The organism is Saccharomonospora iraqiensis subsp. paurometabolica YIM 90007, assembly GCF_000231035.2.
Classification (GTDB): Bacteria; Actinomycetota; Actinomycetes; order Mycobacteriales; family Pseudonocardiaceae; genus Saccharomonospora; species Saccharomonospora paurometabolica.
Genome location: NZ_KI912236.1, coordinates 17,463 through 25,068 on the forward strand (window position 1 = coordinate 17,463; position 7,606 = coordinate 25,068).

General features: G+C 71.2%; 7 protein-coding genes. All 7 read left to right on the top strand.

Going from position 1 to position 7,606, the window contains the following annotated elements; genetic code table 11:
- The coding region (locus tag SACPADRAFT_RS0211635; protein ID WP_324604532.1) for a glycine cleavage T C-terminal barrel domain-containing protein at positions 1-1,548 on the top strand (1,548 nt) is incomplete at its 5' end.
- Entirely contained in the window at positions 1,538-2,149 is a 612-nt protein-coding gene (locus SACPADRAFT_RS0211640) for a sarcosine oxidase subunit gamma (RefSeq protein WP_007025647.1), read from the top strand. The genes SACPADRAFT_RS0211635 and SACPADRAFT_RS0211640, both read left to right, overlap by 11 nt.
- Complete coding sequence (locus tag SACPADRAFT_RS0211645) at positions 2,146-3,555, top strand: L-serine ammonia-lyase (RefSeq protein WP_007025648.1); 1,410 nt, start codon at positions 2,146-2,148, stop codon at positions 3,553-3,555. Before SACPADRAFT_RS0211640 ends, SACPADRAFT_RS0211645 begins: the two co-directional genes overlap by 4 nt.
- Before the next feature lie 116 nt (positions 3,556-3,671).
- On the top strand, positions 3,672-4,013 hold the full coding sequence (locus tag SACPADRAFT_RS0211650) for a DUF6247 family protein (protein WP_157577151.1): 342 nt from the start codon (positions 3,672-3,674) through the stop codon (positions 4,011-4,013).
- Positions 4,014-4,076: 63 nt separating this feature from the next.
- On the top strand, positions 4,077-4,265 hold the full coding sequence (locus tag SACPADRAFT_RS0211655; RefSeq protein WP_233357164.1) for a hypothetical protein: 189 nt from the start codon (positions 4,077-4,079) through the stop codon (positions 4,263-4,265).
- A 160-nt stretch (positions 4,266-4,425) separates the two neighbouring features.
- Positions 4,426-5,049, top strand: a complete 624-nt coding sequence (idi, locus tag SACPADRAFT_RS0211660) for an isopentenyl-diphosphate Delta-isomerase (protein ID WP_007025651.1) — start codon at positions 4,426-4,428, stop codon at positions 5,047-5,049.
- 215 nt (positions 5,050-5,264) lie between these two features.
- Positions 5,265-7,606 (top strand): sensor histidine kinase (locus SACPADRAFT_RS27225; protein WP_007025652.1); only part of this gene is annotated, 2,342 nt, incomplete at its 3' end.

Here is a 7,606-nt window from a genome sequence, read left to right on the forward strand (position 1 = left end):
GCCGAGCCGGCCCGCCTCCCGTCCGTGGAGCGGGCACCGATGCTGGCCACCGGCGTCCGGTGGCTCCCGCCGCACACCCCGGACGACGGCGGCGCCACCCAGTTCGTGGACCTCGCCCGGGACGCGACCGTCGCCGACGTCCGCAAGGCCGTCGGTGCGGGCCTGGACTCGGTGGAGCACGTCAAGCGCTACACCACCCTCGGCACCGCACACGACCAGGGCCGGACATCGGGCCTGCTCGCGTCCGGGATCATCGCCGACCTGCTCGGCGCGGACATCGCCGAGGTGGGCACAACCACGTTCCGCGCCCCGTACACGCCGGTGACCTTCGCCGCGCTGGCCGGCCGGGACCGCGGCGAGCTCTACGACCCGGTCCGGGTGACCGCCCTCCACGACTGGCACGTCGCACAGGGCGCGCCGTTCGAGAACGTGGGTCAGTGGAAGCGCCCGTGGTACTACCCGCGTGCCGGGGAGGACATGGAGACGGCCGTGCTGCGGGAGTGCCACGCCGTGCGGACGGGCGTGGGCATCCAGGACGTCTCCACCCTGGGCAAGATCGACGTGCAGGGTCCGGACGCGGCGGAGTTCCTCGACCTCGTCTACACGAACAAGATGAGCACCTTGAAGGTCGGCCGCATCCGGTACGGGGTGATGTGCACCGCCGACGGCATGGTCTTCGACGACGGCACGGTCCTGTGCACCGACGAACAGCGGTACCTGATCACCACCACGTCCGGCAACGCCGCCGGGGTGCTGGACTGGCTGGAGGACTGGCTGCAGACCGAGTGGACGCACCTGCGCGTGCACCTGACCTCGGTCACCGAGCACTGGGCCACGATCGCGCTGGCCGGGCCGAAGTCGCGGGACGTGCTGGCGCGGGTGACCGACGACGTCGCGCTGGACGCCGAGAGCTTCCCGTTCATGGCCTGGCGCACGGCGACCGTCGCGGGATGCGCGGCGCGGGTGTGCCGGATCAGCTTCTCCGGCGAACTCGCCTTCGAGATCAACGTCCCGTGGTGGCACGGGCGTGCGGTGTGGGAGGCGCTGATCGACGCGGGCGCGCCCGAGGACATCACGCCCTACGGCACCGAGACCATGCACGTGCTGCGCGCGGAGAAGGGCTTCCCCATCGTCGGGCAGGACACCGACGGCACGGTCACCCCGCAGGACCTCGGCATGGGCTGGGCGGTGTCCACGAAGAAGGACGACTTCCTCGGCAAACGCTCGTTCACCCGCCCGGACACCGCCCGCACCGACCGCAAACAGCTGGTCGGGCTGCTGCCCGTGGACACCGACCTGGTCCTGCCGGAGGGCGCACAGCTGGTGGCCGACGCGGAACTGCCCGAACCCCCGGTGCCGATGCTCGGGCACGTCACCTCCAGCTACCGCAGCGCCCCACTCGGGCGCGGGTTCGCGCTGGCGCTGGTCAAGAGCGGGCGCGAGCGCCTCGGCGAGACCGTCTACAGCCCCGTCGGCGACCGGCTCGCCGCGGTGACGGTCACCGAACCGGTCTTCTACGACAAGGAAGGAGCACGTCGTGACGGTTGACATCAGCGCACCGCGGCGCACCGCGGAGAGCCCGTTGGCGGCGAGGGCCACGCAGCTGGCCACGGCGACGGCGGCGGACCGGGTCCGGATGCGCGAGATCGGCTTCAGCACCCAGCTCGACCTCCGCCTCGACCCGAAGAGTCCCGCCGCGGAACGCGTCGGGACGGCCCTGGGCGTGCTGCCACCGCACCAACCCGGCGAGGTGGCGGTCGCGGGCGAGCTGGCCGTGCTCTGGCTCGCTCCGGACGAGTGGCTGGTGCTCGCGCCCGAGGGCGAGTCCGAGCGGCTCCAGGAGGCGCTGCGCACGGCGATCGGCGACGAGTTCGGTTCGGTCACCGACGTGTCGGGACAGCGCACCGTGCTGGAGATCTCCGGGCCGGACACCCGCGACCTGCTGGCCAAGGGCTGCGCGATCGACCTGCACCCGCGGGCGTTCGGCCGGGACCGGTGCGTGTCCACCATGCTCGCCCGGGCCCAGGTCGTGCTCGTGTGCCGGGACGTCGACACCCCCGTGTTCCGGGTGCTGGTGCGCTCGTCGTTCGCGCGCTACCTCGCGGACTGGCTGACCGACGCGGCGGCCGAGTACGGGGACGCACCGTGACGATCAGCGTCTTCGACCTGCTGTCGGTGGGCATCGGGCCGTCGAGTTCCCACACCGTCGGCCCGATGCGCGCCGCGGGCACCTTCGTCGCGCGACTCCGCGGGCGGAACGCGCTGGCGCAGGTGGCACGGGTGCGGGCCGAACTGTTCGGCTCGCTGGGCGCCACCGGGCACGGCCACGGCAGTCCGAAGGCGGTGCTGCTCGGTCTCGAAGGCCACGACCCCGAGACCGTGGACCCGGCGGCCGTCGCCGCGCGCGTCGAGGAGATCCGGACGACACACCACCTCCGGCTGGACGGCACGCACGGGATCCCGTTCCCGGTGGACCGGGATGTCGTGCTGCACCGGCGGAAAACCCTGCCGCTGCACCCGAACGGCATGCGGTTCACCGCCACCGACGCCACCGGCGCCGAGGTGCTGTCGGCGGTGTACTACTCCGTGGGCGGCGGTTTCGTCCTCGACGACGACACCCCGGGCGGTGCGGCGGCCGACGACAGCACGGCCGGGTCGGCATCCGGCGACAGCACGGCCGGGCCCCGGATCACGGCGGACACCACCCCCGTCGCGCACCCGTTCAGCACGGGGGCGGGGCTGCTGGAGCGCGCCGCCGAGACCGGCCTGCCGATCAGCGGACTCATGCTGGCCAACGAACTGTCCTGGCACGACGAGGACGCCGTGCGCCGCAGACTGCTGCACATCTGGCAGGTCATGCGGGAATGCGTGGACAACGGCTGCCGCAACGGCGGCGAACTCCCCGGAGGTCTCAAGGTCGCCCGCCGGGCCCCGGACCTGCTGGCGTCCCTCGGCGACAAGGACGACCCGATGGAGTGGGTGACCCTGTTCGCGCTCGCCGTCAACGAGGAGAACGCCGCGGGCGGCCGGGTGGTCACCGCCCCGACCAACGGGGCGGCCGGGATCATCCCCGCCGTGCTGCACTACTACACCCGGTTCGTGCCGGGCGCCGACGACGACGGGATCGTCCGGTTCCTGCTCACCGCCGGGGCGATCGGGGTGCTGTTCAAGGAGAACGCCTCGATCTCCGGCGCCGAGGTCGGCTGCCAGGGCGAGGTCGGCTCGGCGTGCTCGATGGCCGCGGCGGGCCTGACCGAGGTGCTCGGCGGGACCCCGCGCCAGGTGGAGAACGCCGCGGAGATCGCGATGGAACACAACCTCGGCCTGACCTGCGACCCCGTGGGCGGACTCGTGCAGATCCCCTGTATCGAACGCAACGCGGTCGCCGCGGTCAAGGCCATCACGGCCACGCGGATGGCGCTGCGCCGGGACGGCACGCACTACGTGTCGCTGGACAAGGCCATCAAGACGATGCGGGACACCGGCCGGGACATGAAGGTCAAGTACAAGGAGACCGCACGCGGCGGACTCGCCGTCAACGTCGTGGAGTGCTGAGTTCGGGATCGCAAGCCCGGGGCAGGGCCGAACGGGATCCGGCGGGAGCGACCTGCCGGATCGACACGACGCCCGATCCGCAGGCGTCCGGCAGACGGGACCGTTATGGTGTGGGTGTGACGGCCTGCGACCCCTTCGAGAGCTCACCGGTGCCGAGTCTGCCGCCGGAAACCTCACCGGCGGCGATTCGGGGTGCGCTGGTCGGTGCGGAGCGCGCCGAGTTCGAACGGTCGTATCGTAAGGCGATGGCCGAGGCTGCCGAGACACTCGACCTCACGAGGGTGTTGGATGTGCTGCGCAGCTATCACCGCATCGCCACGCTGACACAGCGTCAAGGCCCCGAGGCCCACCGGCGGATGCTGGACAAGGTCGCTGAGATCGAACGGACCGGGCGCAACCCGGATGCGGTACCGAGCGACGAGGTTCGGACACTGATCGACCAGCGACTTGCTCGGTAGTTGTACTCGGTCGTTACCGACAGTGAGGCTTTCGCCGCTATCGCAGCGCTGCCCACTGAGGCGTTGAGAGCCTACGACGACGCCGTGCACGTGTTGGAGCTGGTGCCGTGGAACGGTCGCCCGTACAACGAGCAGAAGCCCGAGGGTTCCTTACGTGAACTCGTCTTCGGTCAGGGGTACGGCACCATCACGTATCTGATCCTTGAGGATCAGCGGGAGGTTCACGTCCTCGTCGTCCAGTGGATCGGCTGAGACCGCACGCGGTGGACTCGCCGTCACCGTCGTCGAGTGCTGAAGCGGCGATCACACCGTGACCATCTCGGTGATCTCTTGATTACCCGAGGTGTTCGCGTCATGATCAACAGTCGTGCGTCCGGTCCGCGGACGCCGACTGTGAAGGGTGGTCACGACGATGACGGCGACGCTCGAGCCCGGTGTCGAATACGTGGTGCTCTGCGGGACGGGGCACGAACCCGTGGGATTCGCGCCCAAGGCGGAGGTGCACCACACCTCCACCCCGCTGCACCTGGCCTTCTCCTGCTACCTCTTCGACACCGACGGCGCCTTCCTCGTCACCCACCGGGCGCGGTCGAAGAAGACGTGGCCGGGCGTGCGGACCAATTCGTGCTGCGGGCATCCGAAGCCGGCCGAGTATCCCGCGGACGCCGTGAAGCAACGCCTGACCGATGAGCTGGGGATCGTGGTCGACCGGGTCGAACTGGTGCTGCCCGAATTCGCCTACGAGGCCACGATGCCGAACGGGGTCCGGGAGAACGAGGTGTGTCCGGTCTACCGGGCGGTGGTGGACACCCGGCCCACGCTGCGACCCGATCCGGCGGAGGTGGACCGCACCGAGTGGGTCGACTGGTCCGCGTTCGTGGACGAGGTGCTCGCCGACCCGGATGCCGTCTCCCCCTGGTGCGCGCAACAGGTGGCCGCGCTGCACCGGCTCGGGCCGGACCCGCTGCGGTGGCCCGTGGCCGACGACGCGGAGCTGCCCGCCGCCGCCCGGGAGCCGCTCGTACCGCACGACTGAGCCGCGCCCGGCGGCCGGACCGGAACCGGTCGCCGACCACGGGAAAACACGAGGTCACGACGCACGGTCAGGGGTGGCTGACCGTGCGCGTCCCGGATGGGCCATGATCAACGTCTGGTAGGAACACATCCGGCACGTGATCGGTGACTGTCGGCCGCGATCTCACCCGTCCGCGCGACCCCCGGCACCGGTTCGTCAGCGCTTCGTGGAGCACAGTGAGCAAAGAGGACAACCCCAGCGACGGTCGGCAGAAGTCGATCCGGAAGCGCCTGACCGGGACGGTCCTGGTCCCCAGTGTCGCGCTCCTGGTGATGTGGACGGTGGTGTCGGTCTACTTCGTGGCCGACGCCATCTACGTCCGGACGGTCGCCTCCAGTGTGCAGCAGGTCTCGATCCCCGCCATCACCACGCTGAGCGCGGTCCACGAGGAGCGCAGGCTGAGTCTGGTGTACCTGGCCGAGCCCGAGGCCGAGCTGAACGAGCTCCAGCAGCGGCAACGGGAGATCGACACGACGCTGGGCGAACTCCGCGAGGCGATGGACTCGGTGCGGGACGTCGTCCCGGACGAGATCGGGGCCCGGATGAGCAGGCTGGAGGCCGGTCTCGACGAGCTGCCCCGGGTCCGCGCGGAGGTCCACCTCAGGACGATCTCGGCGGAGGAGGTCGACACCTTCTACAACGAGGTCACCGACACCGCCGCGGACCTGTTCGACGCCCAGGCCCGTGTCGTGCCGGACGTGACCGCCACCCAGGGCGCGCTCGGCGCCACCGACGTGTTCCGGGTGTCCGACAAGATGTCGCGTGCCGCCTCCCTGGCCTCCGGTGCCCTGGCCCGCGGTGCGTTCGGCGAGTCCGGGCACCTGCGCTTCTCCCAGCTGGTCGGCTCCTACCGGTCCGGCCTGGAGGAACAGGCGCCGTACCTGCGGGGAGCGGCGGCGGAGACCTACAACGGTCTGACGTCCGCGTCCTCGTGGCAACGGCTGCACGACGCGGAGAACGCGCTGATCGGCCAGGGACCCGGCCCGATCGAGTTCTCCGGCGGGGCCCGTATCGGTGCGAACGAGTGGCGTCAGCTCACCGAGGACGTCTCCCAACGGCTGGCCACGCTCACCGTGCAGCAGGCGGACAGCGTGTCGACGCAGGCATTGGACGACGCCAACGGGAACCTGCGCAACGTCATCCTCGGCAGTGTGGCGGCGCTGCTCGCCGCCGTCGCCTCGATCGTCGTCGCGGTCCGGGTCTCGCGGACCCTGGTGGACCGCACGCTGATGACCCGGCTGGAACGGCTGCGCGGCGACGCGCTCGAACTCGCCAAGACCCGTCTGCCGACCATCGTGCGGCGCCTCGGCAACGGCGAACACGTCGACGTGGACGCCGAGATGCCGCAGCTGGACCACGGGCGCGACGAGATCGGCCAGGTGGCGGAGGCGTTCAACATCGCCCAGCGCACCGCGGTCAACGCGACCGTCAGCGAGGCGAAGGCCCGCGCGGGTGTGAACAACGTCTTCCTCGGCATCGCCCACCGCACCCAGGGCCTGGTGCACCGCCAGCTGCGGATCCTGGACCGGATGGAGAGCCGCGAGGAGAACTCCGAACAGCTCACCGGGCTGTTCCAGCTGGACAACCTCGCCACCCGCGCCCGGCGCACCACCGAGAACCTCATCATCCTCGGCGGCAAACACCCCGGCCGCCGGTGGCGCAAACCGGTCGCGCTGGTCGACGTGCTGCGGGCCGCGGTCTCGGAGACCGAGGACTTCTCCCGGATCGAGGTGGACGACGTCCCGGACGTCTCGATCATCGGGTCGGCCGTGGCGGACTCCATCCACCTGGTCGCCGAGCTCGCCGACAACGCCACCTCGTTCTCCCCGCCCGGGTCGCCGGTGCAGATCACCAGCACCGTGGTGGCCCGCGGCGTGGTCGTCGACGTCTCCGACCGTGGCCTCGGCATGAAGGACGACGTCCGCGAGTGGGCCAACCGGATGATGAGCGAGCCACCGGAGTTCGACGCGATGGCGCTGCGGGCCGACTCCAGCCTGGGCCTGTTCGTGGTGGCCCGGCTCGCCTCGCGGCTCGGCGTGCTGGTGACGTTCGACTCCTCGCGCTACGGCGGCACCAGGGCGACCGCGCTGATCCCGACGGAGATCCTGGCCGGCGGTGGCGGCGACGTCGACGGACCGAACGGCGGCGGATCCCCGAACGGCAGCACCCCGAACGGCAGCACCCCGGACGGTCACGGCCCGAACGGCACGGAAGGGCACGGGGCCGACCGTTCCGGGACGGCGTCCACGACCCCGACGCCACCGGACGAGGCCGGGGACCCGCCCCGGCAGACCCAACCGACCGAGCCGGGAACGGTGATGAGCCCCGAATCGGAAGCCCCGCACAACGGCGGAGCCTCGCCCCACCCGGCGGCCCCGCAGGCGCCGGAGATGACGGTGACGACAACCCCGGCGCTCCCCACGAGCCCCGGGGAGACACCCGAGGCACCCCGGACGGCGGCAGCGGCGGACGCGACCGGTCCCGCGGAACCGACAGCGTCCGGGGCGCCGTCGCCACC